The sequence below is a fragment of the Terrirhizobium terrae genome (genome assembly GCF_030323265.1).
Taxonomy (GTDB): Bacteria; Pseudomonadota; Alphaproteobacteria; order Rhizobiales; family Rhizobiaceae; genus Neorhizobium.
The window spans coordinates 4,109,679-4,136,522 of the sequence record NZ_CP104992.1 but is presented as its reverse complement, the minus strand read 5'-3'; the positions used below and the strand labels follow the sequence as shown (position 1 = coordinate 4,136,522).

At 60.9% G+C, this 26,844-nt stretch carries 20 protein-coding genes and 4 pseudogenes; 11 read left to right on the top strand and 13 right to left on the bottom strand.

Annotated features, from left to right (window positions below; all coding sequences use genetic code 11):
- Window positions 1–503: 503 nt before the first annotated feature.
- Window positions 504–1,178, bottom strand: coding sequence for a hypothetical protein (locus tag N7E02_RS28430; protein ID WP_286581186.1), 675 nt, complete (start codon window positions 1,176–1,178; stop codon window positions 504–506).
- A gap of 15 nt (window positions 1,179–1,193) precedes the next feature.
- A pseudogene (gene hemF, locus N7E02_RS28425) lies at window positions 1,194–2,106 on the bottom strand (oxygen-dependent coproporphyrinogen oxidase).
- Between the two features lie 221 nt (window positions 2,107–2,327).
- Between hemF and N7E02_RS28420 the strand changes: the two are divergent.
- On the top strand, window positions 2,328–2,585 hold the full coding sequence (locus N7E02_RS28420) for a hypothetical protein (protein ID WP_286581185.1): 258 nt from the start codon (window positions 2,328–2,330) through the stop codon (window positions 2,583–2,585).
- A 9-nt stretch (window positions 2,586–2,594) separates the two neighbouring features.
- Here the strand turns inward: N7E02_RS28420 and N7E02_RS28415 are convergent, their stop codons facing one another.
- Window positions 2,595–3,056, bottom strand: coding sequence for a tRNA (cytidine(34)-2'-O)-methyltransferase (locus tag N7E02_RS28415; RefSeq protein WP_286581184.1), 462 nt, complete (start codon window positions 3,054–3,056; stop codon window positions 2,595–2,597).
- A gap of 380 nt (window positions 3,057–3,436) precedes the next feature.
- Between N7E02_RS28415 and N7E02_RS28410 the strand changes: the two genes are divergently transcribed.
- The 3 genes and pseudogenes from N7E02_RS28410 (at window position 3,437) to N7E02_RS28400 (ending at window position 9,441) form a co-directional block, all read left to right on the top strand.
- On the top strand, window positions 3,437–5,305 hold the full coding sequence (locus tag N7E02_RS28410; RefSeq protein ID WP_286581182.1) for an ABC transporter ATP-binding protein: 1,869 nt from the start codon (window positions 3,437–3,439) through the stop codon (window positions 5,303–5,305).
- 205 nt (window positions 5,306–5,510) lie between these two features.
- Window positions 5,511–7,431 (top strand): annotated as a pseudogene (locus N7E02_RS28405) (HAMP domain-containing methyl-accepting chemotaxis protein).
- A 143-nt stretch (window positions 7,432–7,574) separates the two neighbouring features.
- Window positions 7,575–9,441: pseudogene (locus N7E02_RS28400) on the top strand (ABC transporter ATP-binding protein).
- A gap of 29 nt (window positions 9,442–9,470) precedes the next feature.
- Here N7E02_RS28400 and N7E02_RS28395 read toward each other — a convergent pair.
- On the bottom strand, window positions 9,471–10,415 hold the full coding sequence (locus N7E02_RS28395; protein WP_286581181.1) for an endonuclease/exonuclease/phosphatase family protein: 945 nt from the start codon (window positions 10,413–10,415) through the stop codon (window positions 9,471–9,473).
- Window positions 10,416–10,873: 458 nt separating this feature from the next.
- On the opposite strand from N7E02_RS28395, the gene petA reads away from it, so the two are divergent.
- The 5 genes from petA (at window position 10,874) to N7E02_RS28370 (ending at window position 14,938) form a co-directional block, all read left to right on the top strand.
- The gene (gene petA / locus N7E02_RS28390) at window positions 10,874–11,377 is read left to right on the top strand and encodes a ubiquinol-cytochrome c reductase iron-sulfur subunit (RefSeq protein ID WP_374730751.1); all 504 of its coding nucleotides are present in this window, start codon (window positions 10,874–10,876) and stop codon (window positions 11,375–11,377) included.
- Between the two features lie 11 nt (window positions 11,378–11,388).
- Entirely contained in the window at window positions 11,389–12,681 is a 1,293-nt protein-coding gene (locus N7E02_RS28385) for a cytochrome b (protein WP_286581179.1), read from the top strand.
- 26 nt (window positions 12,682–12,707) lie between these two features.
- Window positions 12,708–13,604, top strand: coding sequence for a cytochrome c1 (locus N7E02_RS28380; RefSeq protein WP_286581178.1), 897 nt, complete (start codon window positions 12,708–12,710; stop codon window positions 13,602–13,604).
- A 95-nt stretch (window positions 13,605–13,699) separates the two neighbouring features.
- Window positions 13,700–14,242: an adenine phosphoribosyltransferase gene (locus tag N7E02_RS28375; RefSeq protein ID WP_286581176.1), complete on the top strand. Its 543-nt coding sequence runs from the start codon at window positions 13,700–13,702 to the stop codon at window positions 14,240–14,242.
- 84 nt (window positions 14,243–14,326) lie between these two features.
- Window positions 14,327–14,938, top strand: coding sequence for a LysE family translocator (locus N7E02_RS28370; protein ID WP_286581175.1), 612 nt, complete (start codon window positions 14,327–14,329; stop codon window positions 14,936–14,938).
- A gap of 6 nt (window positions 14,939–14,944) precedes the next feature.
- Here N7E02_RS28370 and N7E02_RS28365 read toward each other — a convergent pair whose 3' ends face one another.
- From N7E02_RS28365 to ychF, 3 genes are all read right to left on the bottom strand, one after another.
- Entirely contained in the window at window positions 14,945–15,412 is a 468-nt protein-coding gene (locus N7E02_RS28365; RefSeq protein WP_286581173.1) for a MaoC family dehydratase, read from the bottom strand.
- Entirely contained in the window at window positions 15,409–15,867 is a 459-nt protein-coding gene (locus N7E02_RS28360) for a MaoC family dehydratase (protein WP_286581172.1), read from the bottom strand. The genes N7E02_RS28365 and N7E02_RS28360 overlap by 4 nt, the downstream gene beginning before the upstream one ends.
- Before the next feature lie 66 nt (window positions 15,868–15,933).
- Window positions 15,934–17,037 (bottom strand): redox-regulated ATPase YchF, encoded by a 1,104-nt coding sequence (ychF, locus tag N7E02_RS28355; protein WP_286581171.1) that lies wholly within the window; start codon window positions 17,035–17,037, stop codon window positions 15,934–15,936.
- A gap of 242 nt (window positions 17,038–17,279) precedes the next feature.
- Between ychF and clpS the strand changes: the two genes are divergently transcribed.
- Entirely contained in the window at window positions 17,280–17,588 is a 309-nt protein-coding gene (gene clpS / locus N7E02_RS28350; RefSeq protein ID WP_286581169.1) for an ATP-dependent Clp protease adapter ClpS, read from the top strand.
- Window positions 17,589–17,594: 6 nt separating this feature from the next.
- Here the strand turns inward: clpS and N7E02_RS28345 are convergent, their stop codons facing one another.
- The 5 genes and pseudogenes from N7E02_RS28345 to N7E02_RS28325 form a co-directional block, all read right to left on the bottom strand.
- A complete protein-coding gene (locus tag N7E02_RS28345; RefSeq protein ID WP_374730674.1) occupies window positions 17,595–18,338 on the bottom strand; it encodes an oxygenase MpaB family protein in 744 nt (247 codons plus the stop codon).
- A gap of 277 nt (window positions 18,339–18,615) precedes the next feature.
- A pseudogene (gene pth, locus N7E02_RS28340) lies at window positions 18,616–19,343 on the bottom strand (aminoacyl-tRNA hydrolase).
- 67 nt (window positions 19,344–19,410) lie between these two features.
- The gene (locus tag N7E02_RS28335; RefSeq protein WP_286581167.1) at window positions 19,411–20,160 is read right to left on the bottom strand and encodes a substrate-binding periplasmic protein; all 750 of its coding nucleotides are present in this window, start codon (window positions 20,158–20,160) and stop codon (window positions 19,411–19,413) included.
- A gap of 51 nt (window positions 20,161–20,211) precedes the next feature.
- Window positions 20,212–22,587, bottom strand: coding sequence for a putative bifunctional diguanylate cyclase/phosphodiesterase (locus N7E02_RS28330; RefSeq protein WP_286581166.1), 2,376 nt, complete (start codon window positions 22,585–22,587; stop codon window positions 20,212–20,214).
- Window positions 22,588–22,792: 205 nt separating this feature from the next.
- The gene (locus N7E02_RS28325) at window positions 22,793–23,413 is read right to left on the bottom strand and encodes a 50S ribosomal protein L25/general stress protein Ctc (protein WP_286581165.1); all 621 of its coding nucleotides are present in this window, start codon (window positions 23,411–23,413) and stop codon (window positions 22,793–22,795) included.
- Between the two features lie 579 nt (window positions 23,414–23,992).
- On the opposite strand from N7E02_RS28325, the gene N7E02_RS28320 reads away from it, so the two are divergent.
- Entirely contained in the window at window positions 23,993–26,545 is a 2,553-nt protein-coding gene (locus N7E02_RS28320) for a bifunctional diguanylate cyclase/phosphodiesterase (protein WP_353622861.1), read from the top strand.
- A gap of 20 nt (window positions 26,546–26,565) precedes the next feature.
- Here N7E02_RS28320 and N7E02_RS28315 read toward each other — a convergent pair whose 3' ends face one another.
- Complete coding sequence (locus tag N7E02_RS28315; RefSeq protein ID WP_286581164.1) at window positions 26,566–26,823, bottom strand: hypothetical protein; 258 nt, start codon at window positions 26,821–26,823, stop codon at window positions 26,566–26,568.
- Window positions 26,824–26,844 lie beyond the last annotated feature (21 nt).

Below are 26,844 nucleotides of genomic sequence, written 5' to 3'. Positions count from 1 at the left end.
CGATTGCCCAGGCTGATGCGGAAAAGGCCGCGCCAGGTCGCTATTCGGGCATAGCCCAAGAGTGGAACACCGATCTGCCGCCGGTCTGCGCCGTCTTTGCCGAAAATGCCGCTGCGGTATTGGCCGCTGCCGTTTCCGCAGTCTTGCCCGCCAGCTTGCGCTTGACCTGCTCGACACAGAAGGAATGGGGAGTTCACCACCGCTCGCGGTCCGCATTTCACGCGCCATCCGCTCTATAAGCTGGGCTTTGTCGGTCGGGTGGTTCGGATCGTCCTTGGGAGGCAATGCTGCTGGTGAGGGCATGCTCTTCGATTCACTCATCGACTCCTCCTCCGGTGATAGCTCGTTCGAGCTAAGTTAGAACAAGCTAACACCAAGGATGCGATTCGCGTATGACATTTGTCAACGAAGAGTTGTTGTAGAGATCAAAGATTCGTGCGTCGGTGTATTGTCGGAGATACCCTGCGTGTCGACAGCCCAAGACTTCCCGCAGGCGAGATGTGCTAGAGCCCTGAAATGCGCTTTCGCGCGAGAGTGGCGGCGTTGCGCACCATCGGGTGCGGATGTTGCTCGCCTTGCTCGGCAACCTGCATCAGATGCGGCATCGGGCGCTGAGCTATCGTCCGGCATAGCGCTTCCGCGACGTAAACGTCATCGCCACCGACAAGGATGGACAGATAATCCGGGTCGGAGAGGTCGAGCGAGGGCACAAGAACCGGGACGATATCTTCGTTATCCGCTTCCGAACATAGCTGCGCGATGAGGCTCTTCAAGCCGGCCTGATCGCCGGCGATCCAAGCATGTTGCGGATGCTCATCATCCAGGAAACCTCCGGCATCAGAAGCACGGCGGGCCGCTTCCATGAAGCTTGTAATGCCGTCGAAAACGATCCGGCTGTCGCCGTCATGAGCCAGATAAACGACCGTTCCTTCTAGCGGGCTGCGACACACAACCACATGATGGTTGCTCGTGTCGGGATCATCCAGAACTATGCCTTGGAGTGTCCTGACCAGCGGATGAAAGCTTCGAAAATTCTCAGTCTGCTCGATCGCTTCGGGTCGCGGTAAAAGACCGAGCTCGTCTCGGCCCTCGCTCCAGGCGTCGACGGTTCTGAAATAGGCTTCCAGCTTTTCGGTGATGTCGTGATCGCCGGTCAGCGCAACCAGTTCCGTGTTCATCTGCCGTATCCTTCGTTATGGCCAGCGGACGACGGGGGCAGGGAGGAAAGGATCGATTCCACGTTGCCGCCCGTCTTCAGGCCGAAGATCGTGCCGCGGTCGTAGAGTAGATTGAACTCCACATAGCGGCCGCGGCGCACGAGCTGTTCGTCGCGCTGCTCTTCCGTCCATGGCTTGTTGAAGTTCTGCCGGACGATGCGCGGATAAACGAGATTGAAGGCGCGGCCGACATCCTGCGCGAAGGCGAAATCGGCCTCCCAGCCGCCCTTTTCTGCGGGAGACTGCAGCCAGTCGAAGAAGATGCCGCCAATGCCGCGCGGCTCGTTGCGGTGCTTGAGGAAGAAATACTCGTCGCACCACGCCTTGTAGCGCGGATAGTCGGCGACCTCGCCATGCCGCTGGCAGGTGATTTCCATTACCCGGTGAAAGAGCTGGGTATCCGGATCTTCCTGGGTGCGGCGATCGTTGAGCACCGGCGTCAGGTCGGCGCCGCCGCCGAACCAGTGGCTCGACGTTACCACCATGCGGGTGTTCATGTGCACGGTCGGCACATTGGGATTGACCGGATGGGCGATCAGCGAGATGCCGGAGGCCCAGAAACGCGGGTCTTCCTCGGCGCCGGGGATCTGGCTGCGGAAATCGGGGAGAATTCGCCATGCACGGTGGAGGTGTGAACGCCGACCTTTTCGAAGACGCGGCCTTCCATCATGGACATACGGCCGCCGCCGCCTTCGCCACCGTCGCGAAGCCAGTCCTTGCCCGTGAATTTTCCGGGCGGCTGGTCCGACAGCATGCCGGTCAGTTCCTCTTCCAGGGTCTCGAAGGAGGCGCAGATCGTGTCGCGCAGGGTCTGGAACCAGGCGCGCGCTGCCTGCTTCTTGTCCTCGATGTCGTCAGGCAGGCCTTTCGGCAGATCAGGACGCTCCATTCAATACTTCCTTCCGGTCTTGCAAGTCACGTTGCGCATTCGCTTGGCGCAGTCGCTTGTTCGGGCGATTCGGCTCCTCGGCCACCGACATAACAGCAATGACTTTCGCGAGCCATTCCGCAGTCGGCTCCACGGCTAATCATCCGTGTAAAATCAGACTCGTAAAACGTGCAGAGCAAGCCTATCTTCCGTATTCAGCAAGGTGCGGATGAGAGGCTTTCATGGCGAAATTCACACCACCGCCGCTCGACGGCCTGAAGCGGCGGATCAGCCGCCATCGGCAGCAGACCGCCGGTGAGCGTTCGGGCATGTTCGTCCGGGAGACTTTCCAGATGTCCCGGTTGGATGCGCGCGAAAAAGCGAGGGAATGGTTCGAGGAATTTCCCAAGGCTGCCTACTGGACGGAAGTCGAGAGCTGGCGGCAGCTGGAAGGCGACCGGATCGAGTTCACCATGCGGCGCCTGCCGACCGCGGACTGAAAAAGCTGGCTATTGCCAAACAGTCTGGCGCATCGCCTCGCCGGCGATCATGGCGGCCGACATGGCGACGTTGATCGAGCGCTGGCCTTCCACCATCGGGATCAGGATGCGTCCCTCGACTGCTTCATGCACATGGTCGGGCACGCCGGCGCTTTCGCGGCCGAAGAGCAGGATGTCGTTCGGCCGGTAGGCGAATTGCGTATAGGGCTCAGGCGATTTCGTGGTCGCGAGCACCAGCCTGCGGCCGGCTCCGCGGCGCCATTCGTCGAATTGCTGCCAGTTCACGTGGCGGGTGAGCGAAACGGCCGAGAGATAATCCATTCCGGCGCGTTTCAGGTTACGGTCGGATATGTCGAAACCGGCGGGCTCGATGATGTCGACGCCGAGGCCGAGGCAGGCGGCAAGCCGCAGGATCGTGCCGGTATTGCCGGGAATATCCGGCTGATAAAGAGCAATGCGCAGGTCGGTCATGGAGATCTTGTTAGCGGAGACCGGGTCTCTCGCTCAAGGCCCTTGTCTTTCCCTAGGGCACTCGATGACTTTTCGCGCGGCGCGATCTGTGGCCGAAATGGCCTTTTCAATTTTACCGCAAGCGTGTATGAGGACGGCCTGTTTAACGCCCACTCCGGAGGCCTACATGGATATGACCGTGCTCTCGCGCCTCCGCCAGTCGGATCTTCGTCTGGCCTGAGGCGTTTCGCGGTTCACGCAAAGTCTTTTCTTCACTGATCCGCTCTTCAAGGACCGTTCGTCGTCGAATGCGTCCATAGCTGTTTTCCCTCGATGTGTATCGGCTCCGGTATGCCCGTGCCTTCGGATCGCTCGAGGTTTCCGTCCATCGGAGCTTATTCATGTTTTCGTGGTTTGAACGTCGTCTCAATCCCTATCCGGACGATCAGCCGACCCTTCCGCCCAAGGGGCTTTTTGCCTTCTGCTGGCATTATACCAAGCCGGTCTGGCCGTGGCTTGCGCTGCTCGGCACCTGCTCGCTGCTGATCGCCGTTGCCGAAGTGCTGCTCTACCAGTTCCTCGGCAATATCGTCGACTGGCTGGCTGCGGCGAACCGTGAGACTTTCCTCTCGGATGAAGGCGGGAAGCTGTTCTGGATGGCGGCGCTTGTGCTGGTCGGCCTGCCGCTTGTCGGTGCCGTCCATACGATCACCATGCACCAAGTGCTGGCCGGCAACTATCCGATGATCGCGCGCTGGCAGATGCACCGCTTCCTGCTGCGCCATTCCATGGCCTTCTTCGCCAACGAATTCGCCGGTCGCGTCTCGACCAAGGTGATGCAAACTTCGCTTGCCGTGCGCGAGGCTACGATGAAGATCATCGACGTCTTCGTTTATGCGATCAGCTTCTTCGTCTCGATGCTGGCGCTGGTCATCGCGGTCGAATGGCGGCTGGTGCTGCCGCTGGTCATGTGGTTCGTGCTCTATGTGCTGATCCTGCGGTATTTCATTCCGAGATTGCGCAAGCTTTCCAGCGAGCAGGCCGATGCCCGTTCGATGATGACGGGCCGTATCGTGGACAGCTATACGAATATCGGCACGGTGAAGCTGTTTTCCCATGCGGGTCGCGAGGAGCGCTACGCCAGGGAAGGCATGAACGAGTTTCTCGGTACGGTGCATCGCCAGATGCGCCAGATCAGTCTGCTCAACATCTTCGTCGACCTGAACAACGCGCTGACGGTGTTTGCCGTGGCGGGTCTCGGTATCTGGCTGTGGCTCGGAGGCGGGGTAAGCGTCGGTTCGATCGCGGTGGCGATCGGCCTTGCGATGCGCATCAACGGCATGTCGCAATGGATCATGTGGGAAGTCACCGCGCTCTTCGAAGCGATCGGCACCGTCTATGACGGCATGAACATGATGACCAAGCCGCATGACGTGATCGACGTCGAGGGCGCGCATCCGATTGCCACTGGGCCGGCCACTGGCGGCAAGGGGCATATCCGCTACGAGAATGTCCGCTTCCACTACGGCAAGAACAAGGGCGTCATCGATGGGCTGTCGCTCGACATTCCCGCCGGCCAGAAGGTTGGCCTCGTGGGCCGTTCCGGCGCCGGCAAGACGACGCTGATGAACCTGCTTCTGCGCTTCTATGATCTGGAAGCGGGCAGGATCACCATCGACGGCAAGGACATCTCGACGGTCACCCAGGACAGCCTGCGCGGTCTCGTCGGCGTGGTCACGCAGGATACCTCGCTGCTGCACCGCTCGATCCGCGACAACATCGCCTATGGCCGCCCCGAGGCGAGCGATGCTGAGATCATGCAGGCCGCCAAGCGCGCCAATGCCTGGGAGTTCATCGAAGGCCTGTCCGACCTGCAGGGACGTACCGGTCTCGATGCCCATGTGGGCGAACGCGGCGTGAAGCTTTCCGGTGGCCAGCGCCAGCGGATCGCGATTGCCCGCGTGTTCCTCAAGGATGCGCCGGTGCTTGTGCTGGACGAGGCGACGTCGGCGCTCGATTCCGAAGTCGAGGCTGCGATCCAGGAAAACCTGTTCTCGCTGATGCAGGGCAAGACGGTGATCGCAATCGCGCATCGCCTTTCCACCTTGACCGAGATGGACCGGCTGATCGTGCTCGACAAGGGCCATATCGTCGAGGTCGGGACGCATGAGGAACTGGTGTCCTCGGGCGGCATCTACGCCGATCTGTGGCACAGGCAGTCCGGCGGGTTCCTCGGCGATCATGCACTGGAGGACGCGGCGGCGGGGTAACCCGCCGCCTTCGCATCTCGCGCCGTGGTTGCTTGTCGCCCTTTTTGCATGAGCCGGACTTGATGTTCGTCAAATCCAGGCGCGACTTTGCGTTGAACGCCGATTGTTCTCATCGGTTGGTAAGTCTTTCTTCATCGGAAACTGGCAGCAAGTAAGCACGGGTGCTTCGCACTTTTGGCTTTTTCCTCAGCTGGTTAACGAGATGATGAACTCTATTAAGATAAAACTACTTTTGCCTGCGCTTTTCGGCGTGATGGTCTTAATCCTAATTGTTCAGGGTGCTCTCGGCATGCGTTCCGTCGCTCAGATGGATGAGCAGACCGACCAGATCAGCCGGCGCATCGATCGCGCACTGATGGTTGCGGATATGGACGGCGTTCTGTCGGATATCCGTCGTCTTTATTTGATGACGCTGACGGCAAGCAATGCCGCGGAGAGGAAGAACTGGCTTTCCCAGCTTCAGGAAAAGAACTCCGCTCGTGCTGAAGCCTTCAAGGCCTATGGCGATTCGATGACGATCCCCGCCGCGAAGGAAAAATTCGCCGAGATCGAAAAGGTCGTCGCGGATTATGACGCGCTCGGGCAGCAGTTTATCGGTCTCGTTCAGTCGTCGCGGGTCTATGAAGCCAAGGACGTCATCGCCAAGATGATCCCGTTGGGCGGAGAGGCCGGCACGATGCTGCAGGGCCTGATGGACGACAACAAGGCACGCAGCGTCGAGGATCGCCAGAAGGCAAGCGACACGGCTGACTTCGTCTACATCTCCACGATCGGCGGCGTCCTCTTCGCCGTCGCGATTGCCGTCGGTGCTGCGGTTCTGTGCCTTATGCGCGTGACCCGCCCGATCACCCAGATCACCAATTCGATGAACGTCCTTGCCGCCGGCAACAGCTCGGTCGCCATTCCCTATGCCGGCCGTCCGGACGAAATCGGCGAAATGGCGGCGGCCGTCGCAGTATTCCGCGACAATGCACTGGAGCGCGTCCGCCTGGAGCAGGAAACCGAAGCCAATCGTTCGATGAGCGAGCGCGAGCGTATCGCCAATGAAGAGCAGAAGGCCCGCGAAGCTGCCGACGTCGCCTTTGCCGTCGATGGCCTCGCTCGTGGTTTGAAGAGCCTGTCGGATGGCGACATGACCATCCGCCTGCAGCAGCCGTTTGCCGGCCAGCTCGACATGCTGCGCACAAACTTCAACGAATCCGTCGGCAAGCTGCAGACCGTGCTGCGCTCGGTCGGCGACAATGCCCGCATGATCGATGCCGGCGCCAACGAGATCCGCTCGGCTGCCGACGACCTTTCCAAGCGTACCGAACAGCAGGCTGCCTCGGTCGAGGAAACGGCCGCAGCGCTCGAGCAGGTCACCACCGCAGTCAAGGATCTCGGCCGTTCGTGCCGGTGAAGCAGGCACGCTGGTCGACCAGACCCGCGCAGGTGCGGAGCGTTCCGGCGACATCGTCCGCCAGGCGGTCAACGCCATGGAGGCGATCGAAAAGTCTTCCGGTGAGATCTCCAACATCATCGGCGTGATTGACGAGATCGCCTTCCAGACCAACCTTCTGGCGCTTAACGCAGGGGTGGAAGCGGCACGTGCAGGTGAAGCCGGCAAGGGCTTTGCGGTCGTTGCCCAGGAAGTACGTGAACTCGCCCAGCGTTCGGCCAATGCCGCGCGCGAAATCAAGGCGCTCATCAGCGCCTCCGGCGAGAAGGTTCGCGATGGCGTGACGCTGGTCGGCGAGACCGGCAAGGCGCTGGAAACCATCGTTGCCGACGTGCAGGTGATCAACCGCAACGTTGCCTCGATCGTCGTCTCCACCCGCGAGCAGTCGACGGGTCTTTCCGAGATCAGCACCTCCGTCAACCAGATGGACCAGGGCACCCAGCAGAATGCGGCCATGGTCGAGCAGACCAACGCAGCAAGCCACAGCCTTGCAACGCAGGCGGCGGCGCTGAACGAGCTGCTGTCGCAGTTCAAGCTCGGCGGCGAAGCTGCCGTAGCACCGCGCGCGGCAACGCCTGCCTCGCGTCCGGCCGCATCGCCGGCACGCGCGCTCGGCGCCAAGATCGCCTCGGCCTTCGGCGGCGGTTCTTCCGCTGCTGCCGTCAAGCAGGAATGGTCCGAGTTCTAAGCTCGGCACCAGCTTTGACGAACACATCGAACGGCGGCCTCGGGCCGCCGTTTTTCGTTTCCGCCGGTGGTTCATGATGCTTGCCGAAATGTAATCTGGTCGCACCCTTTGCCGTACTGCCGAACCGGCATATATCGGTGGCCATGGCCATCACCCAATTCTTTCGCTTCTTCGAGACACGCGTCGAACCTTTCGCCGAAGCGGAGGATCTGCGGCCGCCTTCCGGCACGCTGTCCTTCATCTGGTTCTATGTCCGCCAGGCCAAGGCGCCGTTTCTGGCAATGCTGGTGCTCGGCGGCCTGACGGCGGCGATCGAGGCTGCACTCTTCTGGTTCGTCGGCCGGCTGGTCGATATTCTCGCCACGGTCGACCGCGCGGCAGGATGGGGAGGCTTGCTGGCCGCCCATGGCTGGGAGCTCGGCGGTATGCTGGTGCTGATCGGCGTCGTCCGCTTTCTCGTCACGATGGTGACGGCACTGGTCGACCAGCAGATCATCACGCCCGGCTTCTACAATCTCGTCCGCTGGCAGTCCTACCGGCATGTGGCGCGCCAGTCTCTGTCCTTCTTCCAGAACGATTTCGCCGGACGGATCGTGACCAAGGTCTGGTCGGGCGGGCAGGCGGCGGGCGATCTCGTGACCTCGCTGATGGAAAGCGTCTGGTTCGTCCTGATCTATTCGGTATCGATGCTGACGCTGATCGGCGGGCTGGACTGGCGGCTTGCGATGCTGGTGCTTGCCTGGGTGGCGATCTTTGCAGCGCTCGCCCGCTATTTCGTGCCGCGCATCCGTTATCATTCCAAGGAGACGGCCGAGGCGGCATCCATGCTCTCCGGCCGCATGGTAGATGCCTATAGCAATATCCAGACGCTTCGCCTGTTCGGCCGCGACGAGGCGAATGACCGCTACATGCGCAACGGCTTCGACGTGTTCCAGTCGTCAGTCATCATGTTCACCCGGTTTATCACCGGCGTGCGCGCCTCCATGGCGCTTCTCTCCGGCGTGATGATCACCTCCATGGCGGCGCTCTGCATTCATCTCTGGCTTGAGGGCAAGATCAGCTCCGGCGCGGTGGCCTTCACGCTGGCGCTGGTGCTGCGTCTCAACTTCTTGCTCGGCCGGCTGATGACGCAGTTCAACGGGATCATGCGCAATTTCGGCACGGTGCAGAATGCCGCCGAGCTGATCTCGCAGCCGATCCAGCTGACCGATATGCCCGGTGCGCCGGCACTCACCGTCGAGCGGCCGGAAATCCGTTTCGAGGATGTGAGCTTCCACTACGGCCGCAGCGCCGGTGTGATCGACCACATGAACCTCACCATCAGGGCGGGGGAGAAGGTCGGCATCATCGGCCGCTCGGGTGCCGGCAAGTCGACGCTCGTCAATCTGCTCCTGCGCTTCTACGATCTTGAAGGCGGTCGGATCGAGATCGACGGGCAGGACATCTCGAAGGTGACGCAGGAATCGCTCAGGGCACAGATCGGCATGGTCACGCAGGACACGTCGCTGCTGCACCGCTCGATCCGCGACAACATCCTGTTCGGTCGCCCCGATGCTTCCGACACGCAATTGCTCGACGCGGCGAAACGGGCGCAGGCCGACGAGTTCATCGCCAGCCTTGTAGACCAGCGTGGCCGCAAGGCGTTCGATGCCCATGTAGGCGAGCGTGGCGTCAAGCTCTCCGGCGGCCAGCGACAGCGGATCGCGATCGCCCGCGTCATGCTGAAGGACGCGCCGATCCTGGTGCTGGACGAGGCGACATCGGCGCTCGATCTCGGAAGTCGAGGCGGCGATCCAGTCGAGCCTCGACGAGCTGATGCAGGGCAAGACGGTGCTGGCGATCGCCCATCGGCTCTCGACCATCGCCATGCTCGACCGGCTGATCGTGATCGACAAGGGGCGGATTGTCGAAGAGGGGACCCATAACGAGCTGCTGGCAAAGGGCGGGCTGTATGCCGAGCTCTGGTCGCGGCAGACCGGCGGTTTTCTTGCGGCAGATGCTGCGCAGTAGATCGACTATCGAACCTGACGTGGCAAGCCTCAGTTTCCGGTAATGGCGATCTCGGCCATCAGCCCGGCATGGTTCGATCCGTGAGCGTCGGGAAGGCGTTCTACGGAGCGGAACTTCAACGGCGCACGAACGTAGACATGGTCGATCGCGAGGCCGAAAGGACCGAGCTCTATCGGCCATGTCGCCGGTTCCCAGCTCGCGGCGCGCAGGTCGGTCCAGCGCAGGAATTCGCGAACATTCGGTCCGAGGCTCGATGCATTGAAATCGCCGGACAGGACCAGCGGACCTTCCGTGTCCGTCAGGGCGAGGGCAGCCCGGATCAGTTCCATCGTCTGGAAATTGTCGAAGTAAGGCTTCGTCGTGTGGATGCCGGCGACATGAATGCGGTGCCCGCCGATCACCGTCTCGGCCAGGATGAAGCGATTGTCGAAGATCGGGCCTAGGCTGCGGATCACGCCGTTTTCGAGCGGCGTCTTCGACAGCATCAGCTGATCGCAGTCCATGACCTGGATGCCGCAACCGACATGGTAGGGATAGGCGTCGGCGAGCAGGGGCAGTTGGGCCCGCAGCGGCTCGCTTTCCATGACGTTGACGACGTCGGCACCTGAGGCCGCGATCATCTTCGCGATCGCCTCGCCGTTCGTGTAGTTGTTGGACAGGATGTTGAAGGACATCAGTCTGAAGCCCGGCGCATCGGCATCCGCCGCCGTCACCTCTGACGCGAGCTGCCTGCCCATGACGACCGCATGTCCGGCCAGCACGAGGGAAGCGATGAGCAGCAGGTAGCTGACGACATTGCGATGAAGCAGGATGGCGACAAGCATCGCCACCGCGCAGGCAAGCGCAAAATGCAGTTGCAGGCTGTGAAGAGCCGCCAAAATCCAGTGCGGATGGAAATAGCGCGTCGCAATCGCGAACAGGACAAGCGACACGATGACGCAGATGGCGACGGATAAGATCTGTCTGATGGTCATGATCGCGTCCGAGGCCCCGTGATGCTGCGATGCATTAGCATGCCCGCAGAACACTGGCAACGCGACAGCCCTGGCGGGTGGACGTGGCGCTGCCACACTTGATCCAAGTCAAGCTACGCTTTGATTTTGCGCGCTAAATCAGTGCTGCTGCAATCGCTTGAAAAGGCGCGTTGCCGCACCCGGTTGTTGCGACGCAAAAGTGTAGGGCGACCCTCGCTTGGAAGGCCGAAGGCCTTGCCAAAGCGGGAGTTTTTCTGCGATCAAAGCGTTGAGGAGCCGTCTTGCTGGGGAATCGATGTTCGATCTATGGTGGCGGAGGCTTAACCATAGCCAGGAGGAGGCATGCGAATGACTGGGACATTGCATGAGAGGATGGTTGAACCGTGAGTGAGCATAATCCAAACGACGGGACCGTGAGCGAGCCTACTCGCCGCGATTTCCTCTATCTAGCGACGGGCATGACGGGTGTGGTCGGTGCCGCAGCCGTCGCGTGGCCGTTTATCGATCAGATGCGCCCCGACGCATCGACGCTGGCTCTCGCCTCCATCGAAGTGAATGTCGCTGCGCTGCAGCCCGGCATGTCTCTGACGGTGAAATGGCGCGGCAAGCCCGTCTTCATCCGCAACCGGACGCCAAAGGAAGTCGAGGAGGCCAATGCGGTCGCGCTTGGCGACCTCAAGGATCCCGTCGCCCGCAACGCCAACCTTGCGGCGGATGCTGAAGCCACGAGCATCGACCGCTCGGCTGGCGACGGCAAGGAGAACTGGATCGTCATGATCGGCTCCTGTACCCATCTCGGCTGCGTACCCCTCGGCCAGGCCGGGGATTTCGGCGGGTGGTTCTGTCCCTGTCATGGCTCGCACTACGATACGGCGGGCCGCATCCGAAAAGGTCCTGCGCCGCAGAACCTGGCAATTCCGACATTCGCATTCGCTAGCGATACCGTGATCCGGATTGGGTGAGGGGCAGGGACATGAGTGGACATTCTTCATACCAGCCGTCGACCGGCGTGGAAAAGTGGATCGATGCCCGGCTTCCGCTGCCGCGCATGCTGTACGACAGCTTTGTCGCCTATCCGGTGCCGCGTAACCTCAATTACGCTTATACATTCGGCGCCATGCTGTCGGTCATGCTCGTGGTGCAAATCCTTTCGGGCATCGTGCTCGCCATGCACTATACGGCCTCTACCGGCGTCGCGTTCGACTCGGTCGAAAAGATCATGCGTGACGTCAACCACGGCTGGCTCCTGCGCTACATGCATGCCAACGGCGCATCGTTCTTCTTCATTGCGGTCTATCTGCATATCGCGCGCGGCCTCTATTACGGTTCCTACAAGGCGCCGCGCGAAATCCTCTGGATCCTCGGCGTCGTCATCTATCTCCTGATGATGGCGACCGGCTTCATGGGCTACGTGCTTCCCTGGGGACAGATGTCCTTCTGGGGTGCCACCGTCATCACCGGTTTCTTCTCGGCCTTTCCGCTTGTGGGCGAGTGGATCCAGCAGTTCCTGCTCGGTGGCTTTGCGGTCGACCAGCCGACGCTCAACCGCTTTTTCTCGTTGCACTATCTCCTGCCCTTCATGATAGCAGGCGTCGTCGTGCTGCATGTCTGGGCACTGCATGTCACCGGCCAGACCAACCCGACCGGCGTCGAGGTGAAGACCAAGACCGATACAGTCGCGTTTACACCCTATGCAACGCTTAAGGATGCGCTCGGTGTCTCGATCTTCCTGATCGCTTATGCCTGGTTCATCTTCTACATGCCGAACTATCTCGGCCATCCGGACAACTACATCCCGGCCGACGCACTGAAGACACCGTCGCATATCGTGCCCGAATGGTACTATCTGCCGTTCTACGCAATGCTGCGTGCGATCACCTTCAATGTCGGGCCGATCGATTCCAAGCTGGGCGGCGTGCTCGTGATGTTCGGCTCGATCATCATCCTGTTCTTCCTGCCCTGGCTCGATACGTCGAAGGTTCGCTCCGCCGTCTATCGTCCATGGTACAAGCTGTTCTTCTGGCTGTTCGTCGCCAATGCGATCCTGCTCGGCTGGCTCGGCTCGCAGCCGGCGGAAGGCATCTACACTCTCCTGTCGCAGCTCGGTACGCTCTACTATTTCGGCTTCTTCCTGGTGATCATGCCGCTTCTCGGCCTGTTCGAAACCCCACGGAGAATTCCGAACTCGATCACCGAGGCGGTGCTCGAGCAGCAAGCCAAGAAGAACGGATCGGCGGTCGCCGAGCCCGTGAAGGTCTCGGCATGAGCGCGGCGACGGAGAGGGACAAGATCATGAAAAAGCTTGCAACAAGCATCCTGTCGCTGGCACTTCTCGCAGGCGTGGGGCTGGGTCTCGGCCTGACCCAGGTTCAGGCGCAGGAAAACCACGATGCTGCCGCCGGCGGCGAAGAGCACGCGGAAGGCGGCACGCCGCATTATCCGATCCATCATCCCAAGAATGAGGACTGGAGCTTTGCCGGGCCATTCGGCCATTACGACAAGCAGCAGCTTCAGCGCGGGTTGAAGGTCTATACGGAAGTCTGTGCCGCCTGTCATTCGATGCGGTTGGTTTCCTTCCGCACACTGGAGGACCTCGGTTACTCGGAAGCGCAGGTAAAAACCTTCGCTGCGAACTACCAGGTGCAGGATGGGCCGAACGACGACGGCGAGATGTTCGAACGTGCGGCGACGCCGTCCGACTATTTCCCGTCGCCCTATCCGAACCCGCAGGCCGCTGCCGCTTCCAACAACGGCGCAGCCCCGCCGGACATGTCGCTGCTTGCCAAGGCACGCGGCATCACCCGTGGTTTCCCGCAGTTCGTCTTCGACATCTTTACCCAGTACCAGGAAGGCGGGCCGGACTATATCTACTCGCTGATCACCGGGTATCAGGAGCCGCCGGCCGGCGTCGAAGTGCCAGAAGGCGGTCACTACAACCCGTACTTCGCCAATGCGGCCTCGCTCGCGATGGCGCCGCCGATTGCCGACGATCAGGTGACCTATGACGACGGCGCGCCGCAGACGGTCGACCAGTATGCCAAGGACGTCTCCGCCTTTCTGATGTGGACCGCCGAGCCGCATCTGGAAGAGCGCAAGCGTACCGGCTTCATGGTCATGGTGTTCCTGGTCATCTTCACCGGCCTCATCTATCTGACGAAGAAGTCGGTCTACGCCAACAAGGGACATTGATCCTCCGTTGGCTCACGGGTAGAGAAGGCGGCTTCGGCCGCCTTTTTCATGCGCGCTTTGCAGAGCGCCGCAACAGGACGACAGACAGGGTTTTCATGACATCCGCCAAAGACATTCTCGCCGCTTCCATCCGCTCGATCCCGGACTATCCGAAGCCCGGCATCATTTTTCGCGACATCACCACGCTGCTTGGCGATGCGGCGGCTTTTCGGCTGGCGGTGGACGAACTGGTGAAGCCCTATGAAGGCCTCGGCGTCGACAAGATCGCCGGCATGGAAGCGCGTGGCTTCATCCTCGGCGGCGCGATGGCGCATCAGCTTTCGGCCGGCTTCGTGCCGATCCGCAAGAAGGGCAAGCTGCCTTACCGGACGGTCAGCATGGCCTATGCGCTGGAATACGGTACGGACGAGATGGAGATCCATGTCGATGCGGTAAAGCCGGGCGAGAAGGTGATCCTCTGCGACGACCTGATCGCCACCGGCGGCACCGCCGTCGGCGCCGTGCAGCTGCTGCGCCAGATCGGTGCGGAAGTCGTCTCCGCCTGCTTCGTCATCGACCTGCCGGATCTCGGCGGCCGCAAGAAGCTCGAAGCGCTTGGCGTGGAAGTGCGCACGCTGGCCGAGTTTTCCGGGCACTGATCAGTAGGCTTTGTCCCCTCGTATTCCAGGGGTGGCGGCGCGGATGCTCGCTGCTAGTCTCCCATCTTTCCGACGGGGGAATCGATGGATCTTACCGCGCTTGCGACTTTCGCCGCCGCCTTCCTGTTCTTCGCTGCCAGCCCTGGGCCCGACAACGTGACGATCGTCGCGCGTACGATCGCGCAGGGCGCGGCGTCAGGCATTGCCTATGGAGCCGGGACATGCACCGGCATCCTGCTTTTTCTCTGGCTTGCCGTCTTCGGTCTGTCGGTGGTTGCGAGCGAGATGGGGGCGGTCATGACCGTCCTGCGTTATGCCGGAGCGTTGTATCTTGTCTGGACCGGCATCAGGCTCTGGACGGCGAAGCCGATCGTGCCGGAACTTGAGGCGAGGTCTTCGCAAGGCGTGATGGGGGCGTACCTCACGGGTGTCGTCCTCAACCTCGGCAATCCCAAGATGCCGCTCTTCTATATCGCGCTCTTGCCCAATGTGGTCGGGACCACGCTGACCGCTGCTGACGGCGGCATGCTGGCCGCGGTGATCCTCGCCGTGGAGGTTTTCGTCGTGGGTGGGCATGTGATGCTGGCGGCACGGGCGCGGCGTGCGCTTCGCAGCCCGGTCGTCGTTAGGCGCGTCAATCGAGCGGCCGGGACCTTCATGATTGGGGCAGGGGCGGCGGTGGTCGTCGCCCGATAGGGGGCTCTATTCGAACTCCAGCACGCTGCCCTGGAAGCGCAGAACTGTTTCGCCCTTCTGGTTGACGCCTTCGTTGGCGGACGTGTTGATGAAGGTGCCGGGTCGCGACATCAGTGCCCGGCTGTCGGTCAGCGAAGTGGAATAGGTGATCGTGTCGCCGGCATAGACGGGCTTCAGCCATTGCAGCTTCTTGAAGCCGGGCGAGGGGCCGAATTTCGGTGGCTCGATGCCGTCTGCGAGAAGCCGGGCACGTTCACGGTCGCGATAGGCGATATAAGTCTTCATCCAGCCGGCGCAGGTGTGCCAGCCCGAGGCGCAGAGCCCGCCAAAGACATAGTTCCTCGCTGCCTCTGCATCGGTGTGGAACGGCTGCGGATCGAATTTCTTCGCAAAGGCGATGATGTCCTCTGCCGTGAACAGCAGCGAGCCGATGACGGTCGTCTGGCCGGGCGGGGAGAGTTCGATGAGCCTCATGCCTCGCTGCTCCCGTCGGTGCGGGCGCGGAACATAATCGGGTTCTCGCCGCGCATCACCACGTCGCCATTCTGGTTCGTGACCTCGTGGAGGAACCTGACGAGGCCGATGCCGGGGCGCGACTGCAGGCGTCTGGCCTCGATCACCGTCGAGCGGCCAGAGAGCCTGTCGCCTGCCAGAACCGGCTTCTTCCATTCCATGAAGTCGATGCCGGGAGAGCCTTCGGAGGACGAATCCGCCAGCCAACCGTCATACATCATGCGCATGAAGACGCTTGCCGTGTGCCAGCCCGATGCCGACAGTCCGCCGAGGATGCTGGCCTTGCCGGCTTCCTCATCCAGATGCATCGCTTGGGGATCGAATTCCGAGGCGAAGGCAATGATCGCTTCGGCCCTCATGGTCTGCGAGGCGAGCGGTAGCACGCGACCGGCTGTGAAATCCTCGAGGTAGAGCATTCGGCGCCTCGGCAGATCGGTCGGAGGCCACGGCAGGGGAGCCTGCCATGGTCTCCTGTCAAAGACTTAGGTGTTGAAGCGGAAGTGGATCACGTCGCCGTCATGGACGACATATTCCTTGCCTTCGTCGCGGCCCTTGCCGGCTTCCTTGGCACCGACTTCGCCCTTGTAGGCGATGTAGTCGTCAAAGCCGATGGTGAAGGCACGGATGAAGCCGCGTTCGAAATCGGTGTGGATGACCCCGGCGGCCTGCGGGGCCTTGGTTCCGCGCACGATCGTCCAGGCGCGAGTTTCCTTCGGGCCGACGGTGAAATAGGTGATCAGGTCGAGCAGGTGGTAACCGGCGCGGATCAGGCGGTCGAGGCCGGCTTCTTCCAGGCCGAGCGCGCCGAGGAATTCCTTGGCTTCTTCTTCCGGTAGCTGGGCGACCTCGGATTCGATTGCGGCCGAGATGATGACGCATTCCGCGCCTTGGCCCTTGGCCATTTCGGCAACAGCCTTGGTGTGCTCATTGCCATCGACGGCGTCACCCTCGGCGACGTTGCAGACGTAGAGAACCGGGTGCGAGGTCAGGAGATTGAGGCCCTTGAGGATCTCGATTTCTTCCGCCGACAGAGTCTGGAGAAGAAGGCGGGCCGGCTTGCCGTCCTGCAGCAGCTTGATGACTGCTTCCATGACCGGCAGCTGGGCAACCGATTCCTTGTCCTTGCCGGTGGCGCGCTTGCGGGTCTGCTCGACGCGGCGTTCCAGGCTTTCGAGATCGGCGAGCATCAGCTCGGTCTCGATCGTTTCGGCATCGCCGACCGGGTTGATGCGGCCTTCGACATGGGTGATGTCGTCGTCCTCGAAGCAGCGCAGGACGTGCACGACGGCATCGACTTCGCGGATATTGGCGAGGAACTTGTTGCCCAGGCCTTCACCCTTGGACGCGCCGCGCACGAGGCCGGCGATGTCGACGAAGGAGATGCGGGTCGGGATGATTTCCTTGGAGCCTGCGATCGCCGCCAGCTGCTGCATGCGGGCGTCGGGAACCGCGACCTCGCCGGTATTCGGTTCGATCGTGCAGAACGGATAGTTCGCGGCCTGCGCGGCAGCGGTCTTGGTCAGCGCGTTGAAGAGAGTGGACTTGCCGACATTGGGCAGTCCGACGATACCGCATTTGAAGCCCATCGGGGATGAAACCTATCGCTTGAACTGATTTTGCAGTCGCTATGGGGGAAAGTGCCTTGCGGGTCAAGGCTTGGTGAGAAGGCAGCGTCCGGTGGGTAGGGCAGACAACCTTGTCGGCGGCGTCTTATTCTCGACACCGATTGACTGCCATCTTCCGCCCTCGCCTTGAAATATTCCTGTTGCGATGCAAAATTACTGTTATTCGAACGCCCTTATACAGGGCCCATCAGGAGGTTGTGCTGATGGCCGACGACACTGTTATCGATCCCAAGACAAAATCGAAGCCGAAGCTGGAGCGTCCGAAGCTCTACAAGGTCATTCTGCTCAATGACGATTATACCCCACGCGAATTCGTCATCATGGTGCTGAAGGCCGTGTTCCGGATGAGCGAGGAGGCCGGCAGTCGGGTCATGCTGACGGCACACCGCCTCGGCTCCTGTGTTGTCGTGGTCTGCGCCAGGGATATCGCCGAGACGAAGGCAAAGGAAGCGACCGACCTCGGCAAGGAAGCCGGCTTCCCTCTGATGTTCACCACGGAGCCTGAGGAATAGCCGCAGCTATTGGCGGCGATAGAGATAATCCTCGGGAAGGCCGAGCCTCAGACAGGCCTGGACCGGTGGGGATGAGCGCAGCAGCAGTCGGTCCGCGCTTCTCGCAGCGAGAGAAACGGCGGCCCGCTCCAGCCGGTTCAGAGACCATTCCGGTCCAAGCTGCAATCGCTCGCGGATCCATGCCGGCAGAATGTCGACCGCGGCGTTTATCATCAGCCCCTGCAACGGGCGAGAGGGACCGGGAAGGGCAGGGACTTCGGCCATGATCGCCAGAAACTCACCGACAATCGGGGATGGCTCGAGGCGGCTGCGCATGCTTTCGAAAAGCGCGTCCAGTTCGGCCTGCGATGCCGGAGCGCCGGTTGCGCCGTAGAGGCGCGCTGCAGGTTGTGCTTCGCGAAACAGGGCATCGCGCTCGCTATTCGAAAGCGGATGAGCGAACTGGTGGTAAGCCTCCATGAAGCCGAAACCCGCCGTAGCCTGCACCCAGTCGAGCAAATCCTGATCATTGGCATTGTAGGCTTCGCCGCCTGTCGTCATGCCCTCAACCCTGCCATGACGGCGGACCACGCCGGCGATCATCGCCTCGACCTGGCTGCGGGCGCCATAGACGGTCACCATGGCGGCGAGGCCGGTACGCTGCAGTCGCTTCATCGCATCCTGGCGGAAGGTGCTGTGCTGCCAGACGCCGTCGCGCACCTTTGGCTCGGCGAATTCGAGGATTACGGCAGCGACGCCACCAATGAACATGGTGACCTGGTTCTTGAAGATGCGCCAGGAGACGGAGTCTGCTGAAACCAGCGCTGCCTCTCCTCGGGATGGGCGAAGTCGACCGAATGCGCGGCGTTGCCTAGGAGGTCCAAAGCGGCGCGGTCGAGCCGGTCGTGCATGAGGGCAGGCAAGGGAATTGCCGTCGAGTGATGAAACATCGGTGCCTCCTTCCGGAAGGTAAGCACCGAAGGTCCGAATTGTTCCAGATAAATGACTGTCTATCGGTTTTTGTAGGGCGTCTGGATGAGCGGGATACTCAGTCGCCTTTGGAGCCAAACATCTTCTTCAGCATATCGGCCATGGGGCCTGTCGTCGGAAGGTTCGGCTTCGCTCCGCCGCGGGCCTGATGGATATGCGACTTGCCGGCCGGTTTCGGTGCCGATGCCGGTTTGGCGGGCTTTTCCGGTTCAGGTTTGCCGCCGACGGCAAGCGTCAGCTTGTTCATCAGCTGCGAGATCCTCGGCCTTCACCAGCATACCGGCATTATCGGCTATCGCATCCATCAAGGGTTCGAGCCATACGCGGTCGCTCTTGGCGAAGTCGCCCAGAACATGGTTGTGGACCTGTTCCTTCGATCCGGGATGGCCGATGCCGATGCGCAGCCGGCGGTATTCCTTGCCGCAATGGGCGTCGAGCGACTTGATGCCGTTGTGCCCGCCATGCCCGCCGCCGGTCTTGATACGCGTCCTGCCGGGCGCCAGATCCAGCTCGTCATAGATGGCGATGATGTCCTTCGGTGCCAGCTTGAAGAAGCGCATCGCTTCGCCGACGGATCTCGCCGGAAAGGTTCATGAAGGTCTGCGGCTTCATCAGCAGCACTTTTTCGCCGTCGATCTCGCCCTCGGAAATCTCCGCCTTGAACTTCTTCGACCAGGGCGAAAAGCTGGCGCGACGCTGGATGGCATCGACCGCCATGAAGCCGACATTGTGGCGGTTACCCGCATATTTCGCGCCCGGATTACCCAGGCCGGCAATGATCAGCATCGAAGATCTCCGTTCGCTATTACCGGTTCACCACCGCGAAACGGAGGTCGTGTCAACAGTTTTTCGCTTACCGGTCCCACCAGCGAAGCGGCTTCACACCGTATTGCTCAAGGATCTCATCCTGCCGCCTGTCACGGATGAGCGTGTCCAGGCCCTGCTGCATCCGCTCGATCATTTCGTCCGGCATGTCCCTGTTGCAGGCGATGCCGAGTTGCGGTTCGGAGAACAGAATGACTTTCTCCAGCGGTTTCCCTTCCGCCCGCAACTCGTCGAAAGCATTTTCCGCCATTGGCATCATGTCGATGCGCTGTTCCAAAAGCTTGTTCAAAGTGAGTTCGAAATCGGCACTAAGATCGATCGCCGGGAAGCCGCGCTCGCGCAAAAGGCTCTCGGTATAATCCGCACGATGAGTCCCTATCGTGTAGCGTTTGGCCTCTTGCATGGTGGTCGCGCGCACCGCGGATCGGCCGTTTCTTACGAGGAAATTTCGATCTACGTTGAGCGGCGAGACCCATTTGAACTTCGGCTCCCGTTCAGGTGTGCGAGCGGCGGCGAAGACGCAGTGCATCGGCTGGGTCTCCGCAAGTGCAATGGCACGGGCCCAGGGCATGATCTCCATGGTGAAGGGGATGCTTGCATTGCGCATCATCGCTCCGACCTGGTCGACGCCGGCGCCACGATAGGAGCCGTCGGGGTCACGATAGGTAAGGGGCGGATAGGCTTCGGTCGTGAACGTCACGGCATGCTGAGCCTTGGTTGGCGATGCCAGCATCGATGCCAGGCCTAGCGTTCCAATGAGCAATGTCTTCTTCTTCATCGCATGCCTCGGAATGGTTTGGATGATGGCCTGCTCGGTGGCGTTCAAGTCTCAGCTTGCAAGGGATGCCTCATCCGCTCGCGAAGACAGATTGGCCAGAAGATCGTTGATGCTCTGGGGCTTGGCAAAATAATAACCTTGTGCGCAATCGACAGCCATCTGCATCAACTGCAGCTGTTGTTGGCGCGTCTCGACGCCTTCGGCGACGACCGCACAGTTCATCTTGTGCGAGATCGTGGTGATCCCTTCGATCAGCATCCGGCTCTTGCGCTCCACGTCCGGCTCACATCCGATCAGCGACTGCACGAAGGATTGGTCGATCTTGACGATATCGACGGGGAAGCGGTTGAGATAGCTGAGCGAGGAATAGCCGGTACCGAAATCGTCGAGTGCGATGCGGCAGCCGAAGGAATGAATTTCGTCGAGAATGCGCCGGATTTCAGGGTCGTCGTGCATCAGAACGGCCTCGGTGATTTCGACCACGAGGCGGGATGGCCTGATGCCGTGGCGCGCAAGAAGCGATGCGAGACGGTTCGGCAGCCCCGGCTGAAACTGCAACGGTGAAAAATTCACGGCAACATAGGCATCCGCCAGAGCCGGAAGGCGGGATGCTCGCGCAAGATTTGCCAGCGCGTCCTCAAGGATCAGATTGCCGATCTCGATGATGCTGCTGGTTTCTTCGGCGACGCTGACCAGCGGGCCAGGCGGCATCAGGCCCTTGCGGGGATGGCGCATGCGCATGAGCGCTTCGAACCCCATCGTTCGGCCGCTGGTGATCTCCACGATCGGTTGGAAATGCGCTTCGAACCAGTTGCCTGCTATGCCAAGCTCGATGTCGCTCTCGATCTCCGCACGCTCGCGCGTTCGGTCGAGGATGGCAGCATTATAGACCTGTGTACCGTTCTTGCCGTCGCGTTTTCGGGCATACATGGCTAGGTCGGATTTCTGCAGAAGTTCCGCGGCACTTGCCGCATGCTGGGGATAGAAGGCGACACCGACGCTGGCGCTCAGCCGCACAGTCGCGCCGTCAAGATGGAATGGCGTCTCGAGCATATCGACGATCCGCTGGCAGAGCGCCTCGCTTCTCGCCTCGGCATCGTGTCCGGCCAGAAGGATTGCAAATTCGTCGCCGCCGAGGCGCGATGCACGATCGCCGTCATCCAGCATCGGCTGCAAGCGCGCCACGAACTCGCATAAGACTGTGTCACCTGCTGCATGACCGTGATTGTCGTTGATGGATTTGAAGCGGTCGAGATCGACGAAAAGGCAGGCAAGTCTGGATCCCTCGCGATCGGCGTCGACGATCCTGAGGTCGAGTGCGCTTTCAAACCCCTGTCTGTTCAACAGGCCGGTCAGATGGTCAGAAATCGCCTGCTGATGATTGCGCAGTTCGGATTGCTTCAATTGTGTCACGTCGGTCATGACACTCAGCGAGCCTGTCAGATGGCCGCTGACACCTGCAAGTTCGGCTTCAGCGATCAAGACGTCCATGGCGCTTCCATCGCTCCGCAGAAACCGCACGGTGATCTCCCGTCGCGAATTTTCTCCATCGCCGCCCGGTCGGCGTCCTTCGAATGCAGGCCGGTCCATCGGGCAAAGCAGCTCGGAGAACGGGCGACCGATGACTTCCTCCCGGCAATAGCCGCTTGCAAGAAGCCAGTAGTCGCTGACGGCGGCAATCGTATCGCTGGTCGTCAGCGAGAAGAGCATGGCCGGAGTGAGGTTGTAGATCTCCACCGATTGCTCGTGCGCGCGCTTCAGTTCGCGCTCCTCACGTTCTAGCAGAGCCTGCATTTCGTTGTAGCTCTTCGCCAGGCGGCCCATCTCGTCATTGGAGCGCCAGTCAACATGATGGCGCGAGCCGAGCCTCCGGGTGGCCTCGATCGCCGCGGTCAGTCGCATCAGGGGCTTGATGACCATCATCCTGTTGCCGAAGACGGCCGCACCGAACACGGTAAGGATGGCAATGATGAAGATGGAGATGAAAGCAAATTCGATCTGGTGAAGGGCGGAAAACCAGCTGGGCTGCGGAACCCATACGGTCAGTGTGCCTACTTCGCGGACGCCCTGGACGGACTTGTAGATGACCGGTCGGGTACGCGCGTCGAAGCCATAGAAATTGTTCGGATTGCTGTCTCCTTCGAAGACGCTCAGCTTGCCCGTCGTGTCGCGGATGTCGACGGCGTGGATCATCGGATCGGCCACCAGCATCAGCGCGACCTGTTCGATGCTGTCGGCGTCGAGATCCCACAACGGCTTGCCCAGCGCTTGCGAATTGCTGGTCAGCACGACGTCGACATGTTCGGTCAGGCTTTGGGATGCCTGCTGGGAAGACAATGTTAGGAAAAGCGTAAATAGCGGCGCGACCACGACAAGAAGTGCGCCAGAAATCAGCGCAATGAAACGACTCTCAACAGAATGAGTCATTCGTTTTCCCCGCAACTCGCCTGGAGGCGATCAAAGTATTTCCCCATAGTAGAGGGGCATACTTCCATCGAAAGCTTTAAACTTCCCTCATGGGGTTAAGCAAATACATCGTTAAGGGTGCGTCATACGGCGCAATGGATGTCTCGAAAACAAGAAAGCCCGCCCCGGATGGGGCGGGCTCTGCAAAGAGCTGATGCCGAAGATCTTATTCTTCGGTCGAAGCTTCTGCTGCTGCGGCTTCTTCTTCGTCGGCAACGCCGGCTGCCGGAGCAACGATCGTTGCGATCGTGAAGTCGCGGTCGGTGATGACCGGGCGAACGCCCTTCGGCAGCTTGACAGCCGAAATGTGCAGGCTGTCGCCGATCTTGGCGCCGTCGAGGTCAACCGTGATGAATTCCGGGATAGCGTTTGCCGGGCAATGGAACTCGACCGTGTGACGGACGATGTTCAGGACGCCGCCCTGCTTGATCGCGGACTTGTCTTCGTTGACGAAGTGAACCGGAACTTCGACGTTGACTTCCGTGTTGGCGGAAACGCGCAGGAAGTCGACATGCATGGTGAAGTCGCGGACCGGATCGAGCTGGTAGTCCTTCGGCAGGACGCTGATCTTCTTGCCATCGAGTTCGATGGATGCGACCGTCGTCATGAAACCGCCAGCGTGAATACGCTTGGTGACCTCATTGGTGTTGAGGACGATCGACAGAGGAGTCTGCTTGTCACCGTAGATGACTGCAGGAATGAAACCGTTGCGGCGAAGTTCACGGGAGGACCCCTTACCGACCCGTTCGCGCGCCTCGGCCTTGAGCACGTAAGTTTCCTGGCTCATGGCATTTCCTTTCGAGGTTGTTTGGAGAGTTCTGCCGGCATTTGCCGGTTCGAACCGGAGGGCATCTCACGACGCTCTCCATCCGCATTGCCTCCAAGGGTGTCTGTGCGGACGCGGTCCCTATAATACAAGGGGCATAGGGAGGCAAGGGCTCAGTCAATGCGACAGGCAATCAGGTTGATGCAGCCTATCGGTGCGTCGCCCGCCCAGGCTTACTCACGGTGGGGGGCGCTTGCGGGACTATTAAGCACGTTTTGTCATGGTGACCTAAAAAAGTGTGTGCTCAATAAGCTGTACGGAGTTTGTTAAAGACGCTGCCCCTTAAAAAAGGATCAAGTTTCGGGGGTAAGTTCTTATGTATGGTGTGTTCACCTGCCTAGCTTATGAGCATGATCTGTCGCTTGTCGTCGTGGCAGGCCTGCTGTGCTTCATGGCAAATCTGGCGACGGTCACGTTCATCGGACGGGCAAAGCAGACGCGCGGCAGTGCGCGGATGATCTGGGCCGCCGTGGCCGGCGGGGCAGGGGATTCGGCATATGGGCGACCCATTTCGTCGCGATGCTGGCTTACGACCCGGGAATGGCTTTCCGCTTCGACCTTTCTTTGACCCTCGTTTCGCTTGCGCTGGCCTTCGCTTCCACGTTCGTCGCGTCGTTCCTAATGGTCGCTGCACCGACGCGTCTTGGTGCCATCGCCGCCGGCGCGATCTTCGGCGCCGGCGTGTCCTGCATGCATTTCACTGGAATGTCGGCAATCGAGTTCGGTGGCGTGATCGCGTGGTCGCGTCCGCTCGTGATCACCGCGATTGCCGCTGCCGTCGTCATGGCGCCGATTGCGTTCTTGATCGCACTCGGCAAGGGGGCGAAGACGGTGGCACTTGCCGCGACGACCCTATCGCTCGCGATCGTCTGCATGCATTTCATTGCCATGGGCGCTGTCGAGCTCGTTCCCGACCTTTCGCAAAGCATTGAGATCGGCTCGCTGTCCAAGCCATTGATGCTATCGACGATTATCGTCGTTTCTCTTTCGCTCATCGGATCCGGCGTTGCGGCGGCGATCGTGTCGGGCCAGGCCGCCCGTTCGTCGAAGGCTATCGAACGCAATTTCCAGCTGCTCGTCCGCGGCGTCACCGACTACGCCATCTACATGCTCGACCCGAACGGCGTCGTGACCAATTGGAATGCCGGGGCCGAGCGTGCCAAGGGCTATGCGGCAAAGGAGATCGTCGGGCGGAACTTTGCCCGCTTTTACTCCGCTGAAGATCAGGCTGCAGGCGCGCCCGCGAAGGCTTTGAAGACCGCGCGTGAAACCGGTCGATTCGATGCGGAGGGCAAGCGCTACCGCAAGGACGGCAGCTGGTTCTGGGCGCATGTGGTCATCCAGCCAGTGATCGATGATGACGGCATCCTCGTCGGTTATGCGAAGATCACGCGCGACATCACACGACAGAAGGGAGACAGCGACCGGATCGCCGCCATCACCCAGAACCTCGACCTGGCGCTGGAGAACATGAGCCAGGGCATCTGCCTGTTCGACCGCGACGAGAAACTCATTCTCTCCAATGGCCGCTACCGTGACATGTTCAAATTCCCCGAGGGTTTCGTCGTGCCGGGCCGTAGCTATTGGGAAATCGTCAGCAAGGGCTTCGAGATGTCCTATCCCGATCCCAGGGATGCGAGCCTGCGCGCCCGCGCCCACTACGACCGTTACATTGCTGCGATGAAGGCCGGGCCGCAGAGCCTGCTGCACAGGACCTATGATGGGCATACGGTCCGCACCGCTCTCAACGAGCTTGCCGGCGGTGGCTGGGTCGCGACCTTCGAGGATATTACCGAGCAGGTCCGGTCCGAGGAACAGATCGCCTTCATGGCCCGCCATGACAGCCTGACGCAGCTGCCCAACCGCGCAGCCTTCATGAGCTATCTGGAGGGCGAGGTCCTGCATGCCGCCCATAGCGGCGATCAGCTTGCCGTTGTCGGGATCGACCTCAACAAGTTCAAGCAGATCAACGACCAGCTAGGTCACGCGGTCGGCGACGAAGTGCTGAAGGAAATGGCGCGTCGGATGATGCAGCTGGTCGGTCCCAACGACATGTTCGCCCGCTTCGGCGGTGACGAATTCGTGGCCGCGATGCGCTACAACGACATTGCCGACGTGCAATCGTTCCTTGATCGTATGACCGCCGAATTCAATCGGCCGATGGATGTCGAAGGTCACCGGCTGGTGCCGGGCGCCAGCATGGGCGTGGCGCTCTATCCGAATGACGGCAATTCGCCGGAGGCGCTGATCGCCAATGCCGACCTTGCCATGTATCGCGCCAAGGGCTCGCTCTCCCGTGAGGTCTGCTTCTACGACGTGGAAATGGACGAAGCGGCGCGCGACCGCACCAAGATGGCTAAGGACCTCTGGGCGGCCATTGAGGCCAAGCAGTTCTATCTGCATTATCAGGTGCAGAAGTCGATCTCGACCGGGGAAATTACCGGCTACGAAGTGCTGCTGCGCTGGCGGCATCCGGAGCGCGGGCAGGTTTCGCCGGTCGATTTCATCGGCGTGGCGGAAGAATGCGGTGCCATCCTGCCGATCGGCGAATGGGTTCTGCGGGAAGCCTGCCGCGAGGCGGCGACTTGGCCAGTCGGCTACAAGGTTGCTGTCAATCTTTCACCGGTCCAGATCGCCCATGCCGACATGCCGGCAATCGTCCACTCGGTGCTTCTCGAAACCGGCTTGAAGCCGAGCCGTCTGGAGCTCGAGATCACCGAGAGCTCGATCTTCGCCGACAAGCAGCGCGCGCTTCATGCGCTGCGGGCTATCAAGGCGCTCGGCGTGTCGATCGCGATCGACGATTTCGGCACCGGCTATTCGTCGCTTGAGACCCTGCAGTCCTTCCCGTTCGACAAGATCAAGCTCGATCGCAGCTTCCTGGCGGATGTCGAGCGCAGCGAAGAAGCCAAGGCGATGGTCCGCGCAATCCTGGCATTGGGGCAGGGGCTTCGCATCCCGGTCCTGGCGGAAGGTGTGGAGACCAGCGACCAGCTTCTGATCCTGCGGGACGAAGGATGTCACGAAGCGCAAGGCTATCTGCTTGGACGCCCTGCACCGATGGGTGATCAAAAGGTCGTTGCGGCTGCTTGAGCGGAATTCCGGCAGGAAGACTACCGCCGGGCCTCGCCGCCCGGCGCGTAGTAGGACTTCTGCTCGAAGCGGAATTTCAGTCCGCAGTCGCCGCATCGGATCATGTATTTGCGTGGGTCGGCGGATGCGAACTCCGTACGAAAGCCCTTCGGCAATTCGTCGATGCGGAAATCACGATTGCCGGCGCGCTTGTCATCCGTTTCCGAAACCTCGGCAAAGCCGGTCTGGCCGCACTGGGCGCATTCGAGTTTTCGGGAATAACGGTCGCGTGAGGCCATGCGGGGCTCCTTGAATAGGCG